13 protein-coding genes and 1 pseudogene are annotated in these 18,456 nt (G+C 69.0%); 12 read left to right on the top strand and 2 right to left on the bottom strand.

Annotated features, from left to right (window positions below):
- The first annotated feature begins 552 nt into the window (after window positions 1-552).
- From ABTZ03_RS42550 to ABTZ03_RS42495, 12 genes and pseudogenes are all read left to right on the top strand, one after another.
- Window positions 553-3,624, top strand: a complete 3,072-nt coding sequence (locus ABTZ03_RS42550) for a Tn3 family transposase (RefSeq protein ID WP_350518641.1) — start codon at window positions 553-555, stop codon at window positions 3,622-3,624.
- Between the two features lie 127 nt (window positions 3,625-3,751).
- Window positions 3,752-5,101 carry a cytochrome P450 gene (locus tag ABTZ03_RS42545; protein WP_350518640.1) on the top strand — a complete coding sequence of 450 codons (1,350 nt, stop codon included), beginning with the start codon at window positions 3,752-3,754 and terminating at the stop codon, window positions 5,099-5,101.
- 3 nt (window positions 5,102-5,104) lie between these two features.
- A complete protein-coding gene (locus ABTZ03_RS42540) occupies window positions 5,105-6,034 on the top strand; it encodes a UbiA family prenyltransferase (protein ID WP_350518639.1) in 930 nt (309 codons plus the stop codon).
- Between the two features lie 141 nt (window positions 6,035-6,175).
- Window positions 6,176-7,063 (top strand): recombinase family protein, encoded by an 888-nt coding sequence (locus tag ABTZ03_RS42535; RefSeq protein WP_502894768.1) that lies wholly within the window; start codon window positions 6,176-6,178, stop codon window positions 7,061-7,063.
- Window positions 7,064-7,198: 135 nt separating this feature from the next.
- Window positions 7,199-9,841, top strand: a pseudogene (locus ABTZ03_RS42530) (Tn3 family transposase); the annotation flags it as partial.
- Between the two features lie 79 nt (window positions 9,842-9,920).
- Window positions 9,921-10,988 carry a tyrosine-type recombinase/integrase gene (locus tag ABTZ03_RS42525; protein WP_350518637.1) on the top strand — a complete coding sequence of 356 codons (1,068 nt, stop codon included), beginning with the start codon at window positions 9,921-9,923 and terminating at the stop codon, window positions 10,986-10,988.
- A 26-nt stretch (window positions 10,989-11,014) separates the two neighbouring features.
- Complete coding sequence (locus ABTZ03_RS42520; protein ID WP_350518636.1) at window positions 11,015-13,348, top strand: tyrosine-type recombinase/integrase; 2,334 nt, start codon at window positions 11,015-11,017, stop codon at window positions 13,346-13,348.
- A gap of 25 nt (window positions 13,349-13,373) precedes the next feature.
- Window positions 13,374-13,994: an SMI1/KNR4 family protein gene (locus ABTZ03_RS42515; RefSeq protein ID WP_350518635.1), complete on the top strand. Its 621-nt coding sequence runs from the start codon at window positions 13,374-13,376 to the stop codon at window positions 13,992-13,994.
- 62 nt (window positions 13,995-14,056) lie between these two features.
- A complete protein-coding gene (locus tag ABTZ03_RS42510) occupies window positions 14,057-14,467 on the top strand; it encodes a Tn3 family transposase (RefSeq protein WP_350518634.1) in 411 nt (136 codons plus the stop codon).
- A 122-nt stretch (window positions 14,468-14,589) separates the two neighbouring features.
- Window positions 14,590-14,856: a hypothetical protein gene (locus ABTZ03_RS42505; RefSeq protein WP_350518633.1), complete on the top strand. Its 267-nt coding sequence runs from the start codon at window positions 14,590-14,592 to the stop codon at window positions 14,854-14,856.
- Between the two features lie 312 nt (window positions 14,857-15,168).
- The gene (locus tag ABTZ03_RS42500; protein WP_350518632.1) at window positions 15,169-15,831 is read left to right on the top strand and encodes a recombinase family protein; all 663 of its coding nucleotides are present in this window, start codon (window positions 15,169-15,171) and stop codon (window positions 15,829-15,831) included.
- A gap of 121 nt (window positions 15,832-15,952) precedes the next feature.
- Complete coding sequence (locus ABTZ03_RS42495; RefSeq protein WP_350518631.1) at window positions 15,953-16,144, top strand: hypothetical protein; 192 nt, start codon at window positions 15,953-15,955, stop codon at window positions 16,142-16,144.
- Window positions 16,145-16,261: 117 nt separating this feature from the next.
- On the opposite strand, the gene ABTZ03_RS42490 is transcribed toward ABTZ03_RS42495, so the two are convergent.
- Both ABTZ03_RS42490 and ABTZ03_RS42485 read right to left on the bottom strand, forming a co-directional pair.
- Entirely contained in the window at window positions 16,262-16,726 is a 465-nt protein-coding gene (locus tag ABTZ03_RS42490; RefSeq protein WP_350518630.1) for a hypothetical protein, read from the bottom strand.
- A complete protein-coding gene (locus ABTZ03_RS42485; RefSeq protein ID WP_350518629.1) occupies window positions 16,713-18,314 on the bottom strand; it encodes a tyrosine-type recombinase/integrase in 1,602 nt (533 codons plus the stop codon). The genes ABTZ03_RS42490 and ABTZ03_RS42485 overlap by 14 nt, the downstream gene beginning before the upstream one ends.
- Window positions 18,315-18,456: the final 142 nt, after the last annotated feature.

Here is an 18,456-nt window from a genome sequence, read left to right as displayed (position 1 = left end):
TCGACGCGGGTGCGTCGCCACTCCACCAGCATGGGCTCGATGAGCTCCCACTGATCGTCCTTCAGGTCCGAGGGATACCTGCGTCGTTCCGTCACGCTTGATCAATATCGCGGACACAGACCCGGCCGCCACGAGACCCTGGAACCGAGTCCGTGCCGCAGCAATCAAAGCCGGACAGTTGGGGGGAATCTCCTACCGAACACCCTCTGAGAGGAATAGAACACATATTCCATTCTGCGACCCTGTCACGCTACACAGCACAGTGCAGCGGACAAACGCCATCCCCGGCAGGTCTGCTGACCTCAAAGCGACACGACCACAAAGCAAGAACAACCCAGGTTGCCCGCCCGTTTTGACGTGATCAGCCGCACGAGGACCTACCCGGTCACGGGGATTCGCCGGGTCCCTGGTCCGTCCATCCAGGGCCCTGTGCTCGGGTAGCTACGGCAGAGAGACAAGTAGCTCTGCGTAGCCGATGTGACGGCGTGTTGTCCCGGGTTTCGGTGTTCTCGTCCCGGTCCGGCTGGGTGTCGGCATCTTGATCACGTCGGAGTGCTCGATGCCGAGGGGAAGTGCCTGGTCGTGCGACAGGAGTGGGAGCCGGAGGAACTGATCTCCGTCTGGACGCTGCTGGAGGAGGACATGAAGCGGCTGCGGAACAAGTCCGGCGCGAACCGCCTCGGGTTCGCGCTGCTGCTGAAGTTCTTCGAGGTGGAGGCGCGGTTCCCGGAGGGGCCCGGGGAGGTGCCGGACGCGGTGGTTGGGTACGTGGCGCAGCAGGTGAAGGTGTCGGTGGATGAGTGGGGGTCCTACGACTGGTTGGGCAAGGCGATCCAGCGGCACCGGGTGGAGATCCGCTCGGTCTACGGTTTCCGGCCCACTACCGAGGACGACCAGGCGAAGCTGGCGCAGTGGCTGGCCATGGAGCTGTGTCCGGTGGAGCTGTCGCGCGAGCGGCTGGTGGAGGCGGTGGTGGCCCGGTGCCGCAACGAGCGGATCGAGCCGCCGGCGCCAGGCCAGGTGCGTCGGCTCGTGGCGAGCGCGGTGAAGGACTTCGAGGCGCAGTTCTGCCGGCGGACGGTTGGCCGGTTGTCGCAGCTGACCCGGGCGCGGCTGGACGAGCTGGTGACGGGCGATCACGAGGAGAGCGGGGACGGCGGCGCGGAGGCGGCGTCGGCGGGCGGGGGCCGGGCGTTCTTCGCCGAGCTCAAGGCCGATCCGGGGGCGCCGGGGCTGGACAGCCTGTTCGCGGAGATCAACAAGCTGGAGCGGGTACGTCGGCTCGCTCTGCCCGCGGACCTGTTCGCGGACGTGTCGGAGAAGCTGGTGGAGTCCTGGCGGGCGCGGGCCTCGAAGGAGTACCCGGCCGACCTGCTGCCGCCGCGGATGAAGCCGGAGGTGCGCTGGACGCTGCTGGCCACGCTGTGCCACGTGCGGGAGGCGGAGATCACCGACTCGCTGGTGGACCTGTTCACCCAGCTGGTGCTGCGGATCAACACCCGGGCGGAGAAGAAGGTGGACAAGGAGTTCACCAACGAGTTGAAGAAGGTCCGGGGCAAGGACGCGATGCTGCTGCGGGTCGCGGAGGCCGCGCTCGCGCAGCCGGCCGGGACGGTGCGGCGGGTGATCTACCCGGTGATGGGCGGGGAGAGAACGCTCAAGGCGCTGGCGGCCGAGGCCGCGGCGAACGAGCGCCAGTACCAGGCGAGGGTGCGGACCGTGCTGCGCTCGTCGTACTCGGCGCACTGGCGGCGGATGCTCAAGCCGCTGCTGAAGGCGCTGACGCTCAGGAGCAACAACGACGCGCATCGGCCGGTGATGGACGCGATCGAGCTGCTGGAGCGCTACCTGGACCAGCCGCTCAAGGAGGGGGCGTTCTTCGACCCGGCGGAGACGGTGCCGCTGGAGGGGGTGGTGCAGCCGCAGTGGCGGGCGGCGGTGGTGGACGACAAGGGTCGGGTGGAGCGGATTCCGTACGAGCTGTGCGTGCTGGTCTCGCTGCGGGACGCGCTGCGGCGCCGGGAGATCTGGGTAGTGGGCGCGGGCAGGTGGCGCAACCCGGAGGACGACCTGCCGGCGGACTTCGAGGACAACCGCGACGTGCACTACGACGCGCTGGGGCATCCGCAGGACCCGGCCGAGTTCATCGCCGCCCTGCAGAAGCGCCACCGCGAGGCCCTGGACCGCCTGGAGCAGGCACTGGCGGACGGCACGGCCGGCGGGGTGGCGGTCACCACCCGGCGCGGCGAGCCGTGGATCAAGGTCCCGCCCCTGGACAAACAGGAGGAGCCGCAGAACCTGACGGCGGTGAAGGCCGAGATCGAGCGTCGCTGGGGCCTGATCGACCTGCTGGACATGCTCAAGTACGCCGAGTTCGACGTGGGCTTCACCGAGGAGTTCTCCTCGGTGGCCACCCGCCAGAACCTGCCCCAGGACAAGCTGCGGCGCCGGCTGCTGCTGGTGCTGTTCGCCCTGGGCACCAACATGGGCATCAAGCGCGTGGCGGTGACCGGCAAGCACGGCGAGTCCGAGGCCACTTTGCGCCGGGTGCGGCACCTGTTCCTGAACCGGGCCAACATGCGGGCCGCGGTGGTGAAGCTGGTCAACGCCACCTTCGCCGCCCGGGACGAGGGCTGGTGGGGCTCGGGGACGGCGTGCGCGTCCGACAGTCGCAAGTTCGGTGCCTGGTCCAGCAACCTGATGACCGAGTGGCACCAGCGCTACCGCGGGCCCGGGGTGATGATCTACTGGCATGTCGAGCGGAAGTCGGTGTGCATCTACTCCCAGCTCAAGCACTGCTCGGCCTCCGAGGTCGCCTCGATGATCGAGGGCGTGCTGCGGCACTGCACCGACACCGAGGTAGACCGCCAGTACACCGACACTCACGGCGCGTCCATCGTCGGGTTCGCCTTCGCGCACATGCTCGACTTCAAGCTGCTGCCCCGGCTCAAGAACATCGGCCGAGCCACCCTGTACCGGCCCGGCACCGACGAGGACGGCGAGTGGCCGACGCTTGCCCCGGTGCTCACCCCCAAGAGCCGCACCATCAACTGGGGCCTGATCGCCCAGCAGTACGACCAGATCGTGAAGTACACCACCGCGCTGCGACTCGGCACCGCGGAGGCCGAGCAGGTGCTGCGGCGCTTCACCCGCGGTGGCCCCAAGCACCCGACGTTCCTGGCCATCGAGGAGTTGGGGCGTGCGGTGCGCACGGCGTTCATCTGCGACTACCTCGCGGACGAGGGCCTTCGCCGGGAGATCAACGAGGGGCTGCAGGTAGTGGAGAACTGGAACTCGGCGAACAAGGACTTGTTCTACGGCAAGGACGGCGACCTGACCGGCGAGGACCGGGAGAGCATGGAGGTCAGCATGCTCGCGCTGCACCTGCTCCAGTCCGCCCTGGTCCACGTCAACACCTTGCTGATCCAGCAGGTCCTGGCCGAGCCGAAGTGGGCCGAGCAGCTCACCGACGCCGACCGGCGCGGTCTGTCCCCGCTGTTCTGGACCCACGTGAACCCGTACGGGCGGTTCGAGCTGGACATGAGCTCCCGCCTCGACCTCTTCTCGGCGCCCGTCATGGTGCCCGGACAACGTTCCGATCCGGTCTCAATCCGACCGATATAGGCCGCTCACTGGACAGGTTCTTCCAGAACGCGGACATCGCCACAAGGCCAGGCTCTTCGGCCCCATGAATGGGGCCCGAACGTGCAGACTGCACCGTGCATCGACCTGCGTGAACCAAGAGGCCGCGATGACGACGATCCCCCAGACCGCGCCCACCGCTCCGGGGTACATTCCCCTGCTGGGCCATGCCCTGCGCCTCGCGCACCCGAAGCGCCTCGGGTACGTCCAGGCCCTGCGCGCCCACGGCCCCGTGGTCAAGATCCTCATCGGCCCGCGTGAGGTGTACGTCCTGAACTCGCCCGCGGCCCTGCAGCAGATGCTGCTCGCGCCATCGGGCACGTTCACCAAGGGGATGCTCTTCGACCGCACCCGGCCGTTCTTCGGCAACGGCATCCTGTCCTCGAACGGCCCGTTCCACCGGCGCCAGCGCCGGATGATCCAACCCGCATTCCACAAGCAGCGGATCACCGAGTACTTCGACCGCATGAGCGCGCTCGCAGCCAAACACATCGGGGCATGGGCCCCGGACACGCCCTTCACGGCCGACCACCGCATGCGCGAGACCGCAACCCAGCTGATCAGCCACACCCTGTTCACATCCCAGGCGGCGACTCGGATGGCAGCCGTGGTGGCCAGGGCACTCCCGGTGATCACCACCGGTGTCGCCTGGCGGACCCTGGCACCGGCCGACTTCCTCTACCGCATCCCGCTCCCCGCGAACCGGCGATTCGACACCCTGTGCGCTGAACTGCGCGAGACCACGCAGGAGCTGATCCGCAGCCACCAGGCGGAGGGCACCGATCAGGCCGACCTCGTCTCGCTGCTGCTGTCCGCACGGGACACCGACGGCCTGCCCATGAGCGAGGAGGAACTCCGCGACGAGATCATCACCATCTTCACCGCAGGGGTCGAAACCGCCGCAACCACCCTGGCCTGGGCCTGCCACATCCTCACCACCCGCCCCGAGCTCACCAACCAGCTGCGTGCAGAGGCCGACGACGTGCTCGGCGACAGGCCGATCGCCTACAGCGACCTCGAACGGCTCCGCCTCACCGGCGCCTTCATCAACGAGATCCTGCGAGCCTTCCACCCCACCTGGCTGCTCATGCGCCGCACCACCGGCCCCGTCGTCCTCGACGGCGTGGCCATCCCGGCCCAGGCGGAGATCCTCTACAGCCCCACCACCCTCCACCGCGACCCGCTCCTCTACCCCGACCCGGACCGCTTCGACCCCGACCGCTGGCTGGACGGACGCACCGACACGCTGCCCCGCTGCGCCTACATCCCCTTCTCCGCTGGCAATCGGCAGTGCATCGGCGACTCCTTCGCGATCGCCGAACTGCACATCGTGCTGACGACCCTGCTACGCCGCTGGCTGATCGAACCGGTACCAGGACGCCGAGCACGGGAGACGGCGCACGCCGTCCTGTACCCGAGGAATCTCGCCGTCACGGTCATCGCACCACCGCCGAGGTAGTCCATGTCCGGGACCGACCCCTGCGCACAGCAGGACACCGCGACCGCCGTCACCGCGCCAACCGCCCGGCTCCACCCCCTGCAACGGGCGGCCTTCGAACTGACCGTGAGCTGGCGATTCAACCGCGACGACCTGTCAGCCGGCACCATCCCCGGACTCATCGTCACCTGGGCCGCCTGGTCCGCACACGCGCAGCTCCTCGGTGACCTGCCCTGGGCCTTCGCCCGTGCCCTGGTGTACTTCTGGCTGTTCCTCTCGGTCCACACGCTCTCCAACCAGGCCACCGGCCACGCCGAGGACCAGGCCAACAAGCCATGGCGGCCGATCCCGTCCGGAACAGTCTCACCCGCAGGAGCGCACCGCAGGTTCTGCGTCGCCACTGTCCTGTTCCTCGGCTCCGGGTGGCTCTTCGGGGTGTTCTGGTGGGCACTCATGTGGACCGCCCTGGTCATCGCGCACAACTACCTCGGGACCGACCGGTACTGGCTCACCAAGAACCTGCACACCATCCTCGGAGCCCTCACCCAGACCGCCGCGGCCTGGCGGATGATCGGGCCCATCCCGCCCACAGGATGGCATTGGATCACCGCCGCCACCTGTTACTGGAGCCTGGTCTTCATCCAGGACCTGCGCGACATCGTCGGCGACACCGTCACAGGGCGACGCACCCTGCCGATGATCCTGGGCAGCCAGCGGACCCGGCTGCTCCTGGCGGCGGGGCTCCTCCTCCTGCCCCTACCCGCGCACCTGCTGCTCGTCGAACATCCCCCGCACTTCGCAACGGCCATCGCCTGGGAGCTGGTCTTCGCCGCGGCATCCACCTGCACCGCGCTCAGAGTCCTCTTCCTGCGCACACCCCGCTCCGACCGCTTCACCTACCAGCTGTACTGCTGGACGTGGTGCTGGCTGCTCACCGGACCCGTTTGGCTGTAATAGCGAGCCGCGGCCCGCCGGCGGGACGATAGGAGTGTTTCATAGGCGGTCGCCTGTGAAACAGCGGCTCGGCGGGACGTCCACCTGCGCTGATCATGTTTCACGAGTTGTTGCAAACAGCTGGACACCTGAAACACCCTCATGAAACAGTCCAGGACTGGGAGCGACGACTTCAAGCGCGTGGAATCGCACAACTGCCCGATGTCCGCCTGTGCGGCCCCCGCGGGCTCGCCGTGCCGGACCGGCAAGGGCAAGGTGGCGATCCAGTACCACACCGCCCGCTTCCGCCTCGTGCCCCAGCTCGCCAAGGCGCTGAACGTGCCGACCCCGGCCGTACGGAAGCCGGGGTCGGCGTGGACCGAGCTGTCCCGGCCGGTGGGCGCCGGCACCGAACCGGTCGGGCATGTCCGCCTCGGGTACGCCCGTGCCTCGACCGCCCGGCAGTCCCTCGACGCGCAGCTCGACTCCCTCGCCGAGGCCGGGGTCACCCGGATCTTCTCCGAGAAGATCTCCACCCGCGCCACCAAGCGCCCCGAGCTGGAGACCGCCGTGAAGCTCGCCGGGGAGATCCGCTCCTCCGGCGTCGCCGTGACCATCGTCGTCCACGAGCACAAGCGGCTCGGCCGCGGCATCGAACTGGCCACGCTCGCCGAACAGCTGAAGGCGAGCGACGTCGGCCTGGAGTTCCTCACCGGCGAGCTGAAGGGCTCACACGATCCCTCCGGCATCGTGTTCACCGTGCTCGCGGCCATGTCCGGCATGGAACGCGAGTACATCCGCGACCGCACCCTCGAAGGCCACGAGTCCGCCCGCCGGCGCGGCAAGACCATCGGCGGCGCCGGCGTCACCGACGAGTCCATGCTCTCCATGGCCCTCCACCTGCGCGGCCGGGAGATGAGCCTGCGCGACATCGCCAAGCGTCTCGTCATCACCACCGGCGCGAAGAAAGGCCAGCACCCCTCACCCGCCACCGTCATGCGGATGCTGCGCGAACACGACGAACAGGCCGCCACGACGGCGGGCACGTGATCACCCCGCTACCTTGCGGCTCATGTCCGGCCCGTGAGGAGGATCGGAACGGCCAGTAGCGACAACGGGCCGATCTTGGTTCCGGTTCGGTGACTCCGCCCATCTGCACTGGTCAGCGGCCATACGTTCCGGGGCATGCCAGTTGATTTCCTGTCTGACGATCAGGTCTCCCGCTACGGCCGGTTCGCGGCCGAGCCGAGGCCCGGCGAGCTGGAGCAGTTCTTCCGCCTGGACGCGCTGGGGCTGGAGGCGGCCCGCTCGAAGCGGTCGCCGGCCAACCGGCTCGGCTTCGCGGTGCTGTGGGGCTCGGTGCGGATGCTCGGGGTCTTCCCGACCGAGGACCTGGCGGTGGTGCCGGCCGTGGTGGTCCGCTTCGCGGCCGAGCAGCTCGGGGTCGATCCGGCGGAGTGGGCCGGGTACGGGGCGCGGAAGCAGAACCGGTACGAGCACGCCTGGGAGATTCGGGACGCCTTCGGCTACCGGGAGTTCGGCGAGGCCGAGTCGGAGGTGCGGGCGTTCCTGGCGGCGCGGGTGTGGGCGTCGGTGGAGGGGCCGCGGGCGCTGTTCGACCGGGCGGTGGTGTGGCTGGTGGACAACCGGGTGCTGCTGCCGGGGATCACGACGCTGACCCGGCTGGTCGCCGAGACGCGGGCCCAGGAGATGGCCGAGCTGTACCGGACGCTGGATGCGGCGGTGCCGGGCGAGCTGCGGCAGGCGATGCGCGAGCTGCTGAAGGTGCCGCACGGGAAGCGGGTCTCGGAGCTGGAGCGGCTGCGCAGTGGGCCGGTGCGGGTGTCGGGGACGGCGATGCGCGAGGCGTTGGACCGGGCGAGGGAGGTGCGGGCGCTGGGGGCGGGCTTGGTGGACACCGGCGGGGTGCCGCCGGCGCGGATGGCGGCGCTGGCCCGGTACGGGCTGGGGTCGAAGGCGCCGACGCTGCGGGACCTGGAGGAGACGCGGAAGACCGCGACGATGCTGGCCACGGTGCGGCACCTGGAGACCGCGTCGGTGGACGACGCCCTGGACCTGCTCGACGTGCTGATGGGCAGCCGGCTGCTCGGCCGGGCCGAGCGGGTCGGGCGGGAGGAGAAGCTCAAGTCGCTGCCGAAGCTGAGGAAGGCGGCCGGGCGGGTGGCCAGGGCGGTGGAGGTGCTGCTGGATACCGCGCCGGCCACAGTCGACGGTGAGGCGGTCTCGGTGCTGGACGCCTGGGAGGCGATCGAGAAGGTGGTGCCGCGCGCCAAGCTCGCCGAGGCGCTGGCCACCATCGCGGAGTGCGTGCCGGACGGCGACGGGGACGAGGACGCGGAGTGGCGGGCCGCGCTCGCCTCCCGGTACGGCACGGTGCGCGGCTTCATCCGGCTGCTGGTGGACACGGTGGACTTCGGTGCGGTGGCGGCCGGGGCGCCGGTCGTGAAGGCGCTCAAGCAGCTGCCGCACCTGGTCGGCCGGCGCAAGGTCGCCGCGTCCGAGGTGGACCAGGCGCTGGTGACCGGCTCGTGGCGGCGCCTGGTGTTCGCCAACCCGGACGTCGAGGCGGGCTGCGTGGAGAAGGCGGCGTACTCGTTCTGCGTGCTGGAGCACCTGCACCGCGCGCTGCGCCGAAGGGACGTCTACGCGCGCGACGGGGACCGGTGGGGCGACCCGCGCGCCAAGCTGCTGGCCGGCGACCGCTGGGAGAGCGCCGAGGCGACCGTGCTGAGGGCGCTCGGGCTGGAGACGGAGCCGGCCGCGCACCTGGCCGAACTCGCCGGAGCGCTGCACGGCGCCTACCACCAGGTCGTCGCCGGGCTGCCGACGAACACCGCGGTGAGCGTGAAGGACGGCAAGCTGCAGCTGGACCGGCTCGGCCCCGCCCCCGAGCCGAACCTGATGCCCGCCTTTCGGCAGCTGGCCAACAGCATGCTCCCGAAGGTCGACTTCCCCGAGCTGCTGCTGGAGGTCGCCGAGCTGACCGGCATGACGTCGGCGTTCACCCACATCTCCGGCGCCGATGCGCACATGGACGACTTCGAGGTCAGCGTGTGCGCGCTGCTGCTGGCGGAGGCCTGCAACGTCGGCCTGGTCCCGGTCGCCAAGCCGAACGTGCCCGCGCTGACCCGGGCCCGCCTGGTCCAGGTCGACCAGGGCTACCTGCGGTCCGAGACGATCTCCGCCGCGAACGGGATGCTCATCGCGGCGCAGGCCAAGGTCGACGTCGTCCGGGCCTGGGGTGGCGGGCTGGTCGCCTCCGCGGACGGAGTGCGCTTCACGGTGCCGGTGCAGACCCTGCACGCAGGCTACAGCCCGCTGTACTTCGGCCTTCGGAAGAAGGGCGCGACCTGGTTGAACGTGGTCAACGACCAGGTGATGGGCCTGGGCGGGGTGGTGGTGCCCGGCACGCTGCGCGACTCGCTGTTCATCCTGGACGCGCTGCTGGGCCGCGACGGCGGACCGAAGCCGGAGACCGTCGTCACCGACACCGCGAGCTACAGCGACATCGTCTTCGGCCTGTTCGCGATTCTCGGCTACCAGTTCTCGCCGCGGATCGCCGACATCTCCGACGCCCGCCTGTGGCGCACCCACGCCAGCGCCGACTACGGGCCGCTGCAGGAGATCTCCCGCCACACGGTGCGCCTGGATCGCATCCGCGCGCACTGGGGAGACATGCTGCGCGTGGCCGGCTCCCTGACGCTCGGCGAGGTCCGCGGCCACGACCTGATCCGCATGCTCTCCCGGGACGGCCGGCCGACCGGCCTTGGTGACGCCTTCGCCCACTACGGGCGGATCTTCAAGACCCTGCACCTATTAGTTACGTGGAATCTGGTCGGGGAGGATCATCTCCGTCCCCGACCTCACCACGGACTGAGGAGCGTTGTTGAGCACGCAGGTGCTGGAGAAGTGGCCCGTCATCGGGCGGCACGACCGGGCTGCCGAGTGGTTGCAGATATGGACCGATCTTGGGCGGGCACCGCGGACGATCGACGCGTACGCCCGAGGGCTGGCCGAGTACCTGGAGGTCTGCGATCGCGACGCCGTCGACCCGCTCGGGGCCAATCGCGCGCATCTGGCGAAGTATGTGCGGGAGTTGTCGACCCGGCCGAGTAAACGCGGTGCCAACATCGTGTCGATTGACTCGGGGGCGGGGCTGGCGAACTCGACGCTGCAGCAGCGGCTTGTGCCTGTACGGCTGTTCTACGACTTCCTCATCGAGGAGGGGCTGCGCGAGTCCAACCCGGTCGGCCGGGGAAAGTACACGCCCGGCAGCCGGTTCGGCGGCCACCAGCGCGGTCTGGTGCCGCGGCTGACCAAGCTCCCGTGGATTCCTAGCGACCAGCAGTGGATGGATGTTCTGAACGTCGCTCGCGACGAGCCGGTGCGCAACCGCGTGATGCTCGCGCTGGCCTACGACGCGGCCCTGCGTCGCGAGGAACTGTGCTCGCTGCGGACCGACGACCTCGATCCAGGGCGCCGGACGTTGCGGGTGCGGGCTGAGACGACGAAGAACCGGCTGGAGCGCGTCGTGCCGTACTCCGCCGCGACCGGGGTCCTGCTGTCCGGCTACCTGGCGCATCGGGCCACGATCAGCCGGGCCCGCGGGCCACTGTTCCTGTCGGAGTCCCGGCGCAACCACGCCCAGCCTTTGACGTTGTGGACCTGGTCGAAGGTGGTTCGCCGACTCGCTCTGGCCGCGGATCTGCCTCGGTTCGCCACTCACACGACCCGTCACCTGTGTCTGACCGACCTGGCTCGCATGGGCTGGGAGCTGCACGCGATCGCGACATTCGCAGGTCACCGCTCAACCGAGTCGACGATGCAGTACATCCATCTGTCCGGCCGTGATCTCGCGGAGAAGCTGCAGCGCGGTATGGACCAGATTCACGCCTGGCGTGTCGAACAGCTGGCCGCGCTCGGCGCGGACCCGGCGCCGGCGGGACTGCAGTGAACCGGGCGGCGGCCACATTCGCCGCTGTGGCCGACACTGCGCGGTCCACGTGGACGTGGCCCATCGATCTGGAGCCCTACAACCGTTCACCGCTGACCAGTGCCGAGGCGGAAGCCCTACGTTCGCTGGGCTGGGATGTGCGCCGCCAGCGCGGCTACCAGCGGGAGAGCATCGCCTGGCGGCGTATCGGACGGCTGCTGCGTCCGCTCGACGACGCCCGCGACGTGTTGGACGTTCCCGACGAGCGGCTGCACAGACGGAGCGCGGACGATGGGATTGGCCTGATCCTTTGGACCTGTGCGCGGACCGAGACCGCGTTCTGGGAGTGGACGCCGCAGGCATGGGCGGAACTGATCGGGGCCGACGCGAAGGCCTTCACCCGGCTCTGGCCCGGATGGATAGACGGCACGACCCGGCCCTACCTGGCCGCCTACGCCTACCTGCTGACTGGATTCACCGACTTCCACCTCCTCGGCAAGTTCAAGCGCCTGTCCGTGGCCGGGAGAGTGTTCGGCCGTTCCGCAGTCGACTCCACCCTCAGGCAGATCATGGCCGTGCTGGACGGCTGGGGCTATCAGACAGCCAGAAGGGACTGCGACAAGCTCCACACCACCATCGCGCAGACACTGCTGGTCAACCGCAGCCCGCGCCTGGAAGATCTGTCCACCGAAATGCTCACGTCCCTGCGTGACCACCCTGCGATCGGGCGCTGGGGACGCTCTCCTCTCTATGGCGTCCACCGCGCCGTGGCCGCACTCGGCCATGCGGACGCGCCGCCACGCCCCAACGGAGGCCGGCCGCACGAGATCGAGGGGGCTTGCCCGGAGTGGATGAGATGGGTCGACAAGTGGCAGGCGACCTCCACTCTCACCTCGCGGGTCCGGCAGAACTACCACGGTCAACTGGCCAAGGTCGGGAGGTGGTTGGCCGCCGAACAGCCGGAGATCACCGGACCTGCGGACTGGACCAGGGCGACGTGCGCGACCTGGGTCGCCCGAGTCGACCGGATGACGATCGGCGAGTTCATCCAACGCAGCGTGATCGTCGAGGACCGGCTCGGTGAGCCGCTGTCTCCTCGCTCGAAAGCCAGCAACCTCAACGCCGTGCGCACGTTCCTCCGTGACTGCCAGGAGTGGGAGTGGATCCCGCGCCGCTTCGACCCCGCGATCGCGTTGTCCACCCCACGCAGCATCAAAGCACTGATCGGCCCCAAACCACGAGTGATAGCCGACGATGTGTGGGCCAAGCTGCTGTGGGCCGGACTGAACCTTGAGCCCGCCGACGTGCCGCCCCGGTCAGGGCAGGCATATCCCATCGAGCTGATCCGGGCCATCACCTTGACCTGGCTCTTCAGTGGGCAACGAAGCGATGAGATCGCCCGGCTGCGGGTCGGCTGTGTCCGCTGGCAACGGGAGGACGTGGCAGTCCCCGGACGCCCCGGCGACGTGCTCGCGAAGGATGCCGTCTGCCTGCTCGACGTCCCCACTCACAAGACCGGCACCGCGTTCACCAAACCCGTTGACCCGATCCTGGGCCGGGCCGTCGAAGCGTGGCAGGCAGTGCGGCCCGTCCAGCCGCAGATGCTCGACCGCAAGACCGCTGAGCGCGTCGACTTCCTGTTCGCCCACCGGGCCCGGCCGGTCGCCAAGGCCTACATCAATCTCACGGTCATCCCGGTGCTCTGCCGCAAGGCTGGCGTTCCGACCACCGACGTGCTCGGCCAGATCACCAGCCACCGGGCACGATCGACGATCGCCACGCAGCTCTACAACGCCAAGGAGCCCATGACCCTGTTTGAGCTGCAGGCGTGGCTCGGTCATCGCTCGCCGGAGACCACTCAGCACTACGCGAAGATCGCCCCGACAACGTTGGCGAAGGCATACGGCGACGCCGGCTACTTCGCCCGCAACGTCCGCACGGTCGAGGTCCTCATCGACCGTGACGCCGTCGCCTCCGGCGCTGCCGCTTCCGGGGAGCCCTGGCAGCACTACGACCTCGGCCACGGCTACTGCACCTACACGTTCTTTGAGCAGTGCCCGCATCGCATGGCCTGCGCACGCTGCGACTTCTACACCCCCAAGGGCTCCAGCAAAGGCCAGCTGCTGGAGGCCAAGGAGAACCTGCAGAAGATGCTGGTCGGCATCCCGCTCACCGACGACGAACGCACCGCCGTGGACGACGGCCAAGCTGCCCTCGACCATCTGCTTGAGCGGCTTGCTGACGTCCCGACGCCGGCCGGACTCACTCCGCGCGAGCTCGGCCTGCCTCCCGGCGCCATACCACTACCGTTCCTTGAGACCGATGCGCGGGCCCAAGACAGCACCCGCCAGCCGTGTTGTCCGCCCAAGCCGCTAGGTTGAGCCAACCGACTCGAAGGGGAGGCCCATGACTGAGCATCCGGATATCGCAGCACTGACCCAGGTCATGGCCCCGACCTTCGGCGTCGACGAGGCCCTGGACTGGCCCTCGGTTGAGGAACGACTGGACTGCCGACTGCCCAACGACTACAAGGCGTTCATGTCGCTCTACGGCGGTGGAGGCATTGACGACATGCTCAATGTCCTCCTCCCCCTGCACGAGGACGGCATCCAATGGGATCCCGGTGCCATCGAGGACGAGATCCCGGGCGCCCGCGCGACGTGGGAGCACACCCCGGCCCAATGGCGCCCCGACCTCGACCCAGCTCACATCCTCCCTTGGGGCCAGACATCCGGGCCCGATCTCCTCTGCTGGCTCACCACTGACCCCAACCCCGACCACTGGCCGGTCCTGGTCTGCGGCCGACACACCCCCGAGCGCTGGACCCTGTTCGACTGCGGCATGGCCCGATTCCTCCTGCGGATCTTCGCCGCTGACCTCGCCACGTGCCCCCTGAGCGACACCTCGCTCTGGGGTGAGACCTCTCCAAGATTCGTTCACTGGCGCGAGCAGCAGATCCGATGGAAAGCTGGCCGAGACCCCTTCACCAACGAACCGGATCCCTACGCCGACATGTTCCCCCGCTGAGCAGAGCACGGTGGCTTGAGCCGCCATCATGCGCGGGAACTTGACACCACAGATTCCACAGAATGCTGCAGTTCATCTCTGACGACGGCTACCGCCGGATGATTGGCAAGCAGCTGAACATCACCGAGGCCCGCCACCGCCTCGCCCGCCGGATCTTCTTCGGCCAGCGCGGCGAGCTGCGGCAGCACTACCGCGAAGGCATGGAGGATCAGCTCGGCGCGCTCGGCCTGGCCCTGAACTCGGTGGTGCTCTGGAACAGCCTCTACCTGGACCGGGCGGCCAAGCAGCTCGCCGCCGACGGCTTCCCCGTCACCGACGACCTCCTCGCCCGCCTCTCCCCGCTGCAGTTCGACCACATCAACTTCCTCGGCCGGTACGCCTTCCTCCGTCCGCAGGACGCCGGACGCCGGCCGCTGCGTGAACCAGCGGCCGGGGAGGACGACGGCGGCGAACCCCAGCCGGCATCGGGCTGAGCGTCTTGGAGGACCGACTCGCGGGTCTTCCTCGCGTACGCGCTGCTGAGATTCCCCCTTGGGGCAGTTGAGAATCTGGAAGGATGAAGGGTGGTCAATTCCCCTGTCCCGAAAGGACCGTCATGACTATGCGTGTGACCACCGTTGTGGGCGCGCTGTCGCTCGCCGCCGGGTTGGCGTTGAGCGCTGCCGTGCCCGCCCAGGCAGCGACCGCCGGGACGGCCCGGCCCGCCGCCGCAGCCGCGGACTCGTCAACCGAGACGGCCAAGGCGCTCTGCAAGGCGGCGGGCTTCCGCTACGTCATCGTCGACCCCCTTGGCCTTCCCCCCTTCTGCAGCGTCGTCGCCTGGGGGCCGCCGGGCTTTGTCGCGATCCCCACCGGGGCGTAACTACAGCGTCTGACGACGTGCCGAGCGCGGCCGGGGCGGGCGCGACCAGCAGATTGACGGTGGCGCCCGCCTCGGCCACGTAAAGGCCCTGGCTCGGGTAGTTCGGCCCCGAGCAGTAGGCGGACAGCGGTTAACGCCGAGATTGATCATGGTGGCCGGGGCCCGCATCGGTGCTCGGCCTTCAAGAAACCATCGTTTCTTGAAGGGGCGCGGCAGGGCCGTCCAACGACCCCTCGGGGCCTTCAAAAACTCCTTCAAAAACCAGGGCTGTTCAAGAACTCCCGGACACCGTTTTCTGACAGAATCCCGGGCGTGAGCACCCCCGAGCCCGACGCCTTCGACCTCCTGGTCGCCGAACCCGCCCACCGCACCGAGATCCTCATCGGCTACGCCCGGGTCTCCACCGGCGGGCAGAAGCTCGACCGCCAGCTCGACGCCCTCAACCAGGCCGGGTGCCGGCGCATCTTCGCCGACAAGAAGTCCGGCAAGGACGACCTGCGCCCCGAACTCAAGGCCTGCCACACCTTCCTCGCCCCGGGCGACACCCTGGTGGTCCCCGCACTCGACCGTTACGGCCGCTCCCTCAAGGACCTGGTGAACATGGTCGGCGAGCTGCGGCGCCGCGAGATCGGCTTCTGCTCGCTGCACGAGCGCCTGGACACCACCACCCCTGGCGGCCGGTTGGTCTTCCACGTCTTCGCCGCGCTCGCCGAGTTCATCCGCGAGCTGATCGTCTCCGGCACCCGGGAAGGCCTGGACGCCGCCCGCGCCCGCGGCCGGGTCGGTGGCCGGCCCACCGTCGCTACCGCCGAGATCATCCGGGCGGCCCGGGACATGCTCCCCAACCCCGAGAACTCGATCACCTCGATCGCCAAGCTCCTCGGCGTCAGTCCTGGCACCCTCTACAACCACATCCCCGACCTGCAGGAGCTCCGGGCCTCCGGCCGCGTCCCGAACCAGGTCACCGCTAGCTGACCGCTCCCGCTACTGGCCGTTCCGATCCTCCCCGAAGGCCTGTCCGAGCTAGGACGCTGGGGCCGAGTCCGCCCGCAAGCGCGGCAAGACCATCGGCGGCGCCGGCGTCACCGACGAGTCCATGCTCTCCATGGCCCTCCACCTCCGCGATCGGGAGATGAGCCTGCGCGACATCGCCAAACGACTCGTCATCACCACAGGCGCGAAGAAGGGCCAGCACCTCTCACCCGCCACGGTCATGCGGATGCTGCGTGAACACGATCAGCTGACCGCCAAGACCGGTCACTCTGAGCTACTTGTCTCTCTGCCGTAGCTACCCGAGCGCAGGGCCATGAGCCCCGTGGGTTCAGGGAAACTGAAGGCTCTTCAGTGGGAACCCGAGGGTCGGATGGTGTGCTCTGCGGGGACCGACCCGTGAGTTCGATCCGACTCACGGCCAGGCGTGCTGGCTCGCGGGCGGTATGGCCTCGCGGAGATGCTCCTCGACCGGCCCCAGGTGCTGGTCGTGGGCCAGGACGATTTCGTCCGCGAGGTTGAGGACGCGGATGGCCCCAGTCTCGAACTGCAGGGTGATGCCGATGGCGAAGTCGTAGTTCTCATGCTGGTAGCGGATCTCTCGGGCGGCGAGGATCCGCTGGCCGACGAAACGGGTCATGGGGAAGTCGGGCAGGTCGTCCTCGACCGTGGTGTGGCCGTATTCATCCATGTCGTAGGGGCCGTGAGGCTGGTCGATCTCCAGGGACAACCCGTCGCCCGGTGTGTGGAAGCGTACGGGGCCGAGGCCGTCCATGTGCAGCCACATGTGCAGGAGGGATGGCTCGGTCTCCTGGTAGTGGTGCCAGGACGTCGTCACCTTCAGCAGGCGTCTGCCGACCAGGTCCTCAGCGTTGATCATCCACCGATGCTGTCACAGCGTTCAGCGATTCGGCACTGGTTTCCAGGAGGCGCCGGGCCGAGTCCGCGTAGCGGATGGCGGTCTTCTCGTCGATGCCGAAGACGAGGGCGAGGTGGAGCGGGTCGGGCCCGTGGGTGAGGGCTTCTTCGAGCTGGCGGTCGATGCGGAGCCGTTCGAGGGTGGCGGTGAGGTTGCGGGTGGCCCGGGTGGTCCAGAACCCGCCGGCCGGGCCGAGTTCGACGGCGGTCTGCTGAGTGATCAGCAGGTGGGGGTTGGCGGTGTTCGGCCAGCGGGTTCGGCGGTAGTCGAGCCAATCGAGCAGGACCCGGTGGGTCAGGTCGTCGAGTGGACGGACGTGGCCGCCCACGGTGATGCGCCGGTTGCCGAGGTCGACGTCGTCCAGCCGCATCGTGCGGATCATCTTCGGCCGTGCCGCGTGGACGGCGGCCAGGGCCATGATGAGCCGGATGTCCGGGGTGGTGGCGGTGGCGACGGCCTGGTCGATATCGGTCTGGGGGAGCGACTGGATGACGCCGCGGTTCTGTCGCGGGACTCGGATCCGCAGGGTGGGGTTGCGGAAGATCTGGCCGTTCTTCTTCGCGTGACGGAATAGCGACCGCAGCGCGACGACCCGGTTCTCTCGCTGTTTGCTGCTGGCGGCGTCCCTGGCCGCGATGACGTCCTCGCGGGTGATCTCCCGCAGGTGGTCGTAGTGGTCGGACCACTCCAGAAGTACGGGCTGGATCTCGTTGAGGTAGGCCCATGCGGTCTGCCGGGCGCGGGGCTCGGACCTGGGCCCGCCGTCGAGCAGGGTTCGGGCCCAGGACTCGACCTCGCAGCGGATGCCCGGGGCGACGACGTGGAGCTTGCGGTCCAGCCAGCGGTCGACCGCCGGAACGCGATCGTCGGTGAACAGGCCCAGCTGGTCGAGGACTTCAGCGGTCCGGTTGACCGAGAGGCCGCGGCCCCGCAGTGCAGGGAAGATCTCGGAGTACCGGATCGACTCGCCCTCGACGTGGCCGGACAGGACGATGACCAGCGCCCGGTCGACGTCGCTGGCCACCCAGCGGCTCCACCCTCGCACCTCGCCGAACGCATCGGCCGCCCGGCGAGCGCGGACCAGGAAGGGGTTGGCCAGGTCGGCGTGGTGTTCTCGGTCGAAATGGCAGTAGTCGCGGTGGACCGTGAACAGCGACAGCTGATCCCAGCCCGCCGGCCAGGGAGGCGGTGCGGGCTCCGGGGCTCGCTTGAGGGCCCGGCGGCCCTGCTTGCCGACCGGGGGGCCGCCGTTGCGGGGCCGCTGCAGGTTCGCGAAGAACAGCTGCTGACAGGACACCTGTCGCAGGTAGGGCTCCAGCAGCGAGGCCCTGCCACTGGCCTTGATCGCCCAGGTGGCCTGGGCCCGGCAGAGGCGACAGTAGCCGTGCCGACCGTTCACGGGGACCTCGCGAGCACAGCCCAAGCACCGGCCGACGCTGTGTTGTTGGCCGTAGGTATAACAGCCGCGGCAGAACCGGCCGGGCAACTGTCCCCAGGCGAAGCAGCCTTCGCATGAGGCCGGAGCCTTCATGTCGCTGATCTTGCTCATCTCGCCGTAGCCCCCGTCAGTCCGGCGGGAGAGAGCGCCCGTCCCGGCGCTTAGGGCGTCCGCCAGTAGGTGGTTGCAGCAAGGCAGGCACGGCTCACCCGATCATGGAGTTCTCTACGCTTCATGATCACCGGGGGATCCG

This window comes from Kitasatospora sp. NPDC096077 (assembly GCF_040303245.1).
In the GTDB taxonomy this organism is placed as follows: domain Bacteria; phylum Actinomycetota; class Actinomycetes; order Streptomycetales; family Streptomycetaceae; genus Kitasatospora.
Note: the sequence above shows the minus strand (reverse complement) of the source record. Positions and strands in the feature narration are given on the sequence as shown.

What these genes read in the sequence shown, in the direction of transcription:
- ABTZ03_RS42545 (WP_350518640.1), top strand. Translation starts at nt 3,752, where the DNA reads ATGACGACGATCCCCCAGACCGCGCCCACCGCTCCGGGGTACATTCCC.
- ABTZ03_RS42540 (WP_350518639.1), top strand. Translation starts at nt 5,105, where the DNA reads ATGTCCGGGACCGACCCCTGCGCACAGCAGGACACCGCGACCGCCGTC.
- ABTZ03_RS42535 (WP_502894768.1), top strand. Translation starts at nt 6,176, where the DNA reads ATGAAACAGTCCAGGACTGGGAGCGACGACTTCAAGCGCGTGGAATCG.
- ABTZ03_RS42515 (WP_350518635.1), top strand. Translation starts at nt 13,374, where the DNA reads ATGACTGAGCATCCGGATATCGCAGCACTGACCCAGGTCATGGCCCCG.
- ABTZ03_RS42510 (WP_350518634.1), top strand. Translation starts at nt 14,057, where the DNA reads ATGCTGCAGTTCATCTCTGACGACGGCTACCGCCGGATGATTGGCAAG.
- ABTZ03_RS42505 (WP_350518633.1), top strand. Translation starts at nt 14,590, where the DNA reads ATGACTATGCGTGTGACCACCGTTGTGGGCGCGCTGTCGCTCGCCGCC.
- ABTZ03_RS42495 (WP_350518631.1), top strand. Translation starts at nt 15,953, where the DNA reads ATGCTCTCCATGGCCCTCCACCTCCGCGATCGGGAGATGAGCCTGCGC.
- ABTZ03_RS42490 (WP_350518630.1), bottom strand. Translation starts at nt 16,726, where the DNA reads ATGATCAACGCTGAGGACCTGGTCGGCAGACGCCTGCTGAAGGTGACG.
- ABTZ03_RS42485 (WP_350518629.1), bottom strand. Translation starts at nt 18,314, where the DNA reads ATGAGCAAGATCAGCGACATGAAGGCTCCGGCCTCATGCGAAGGCTGC.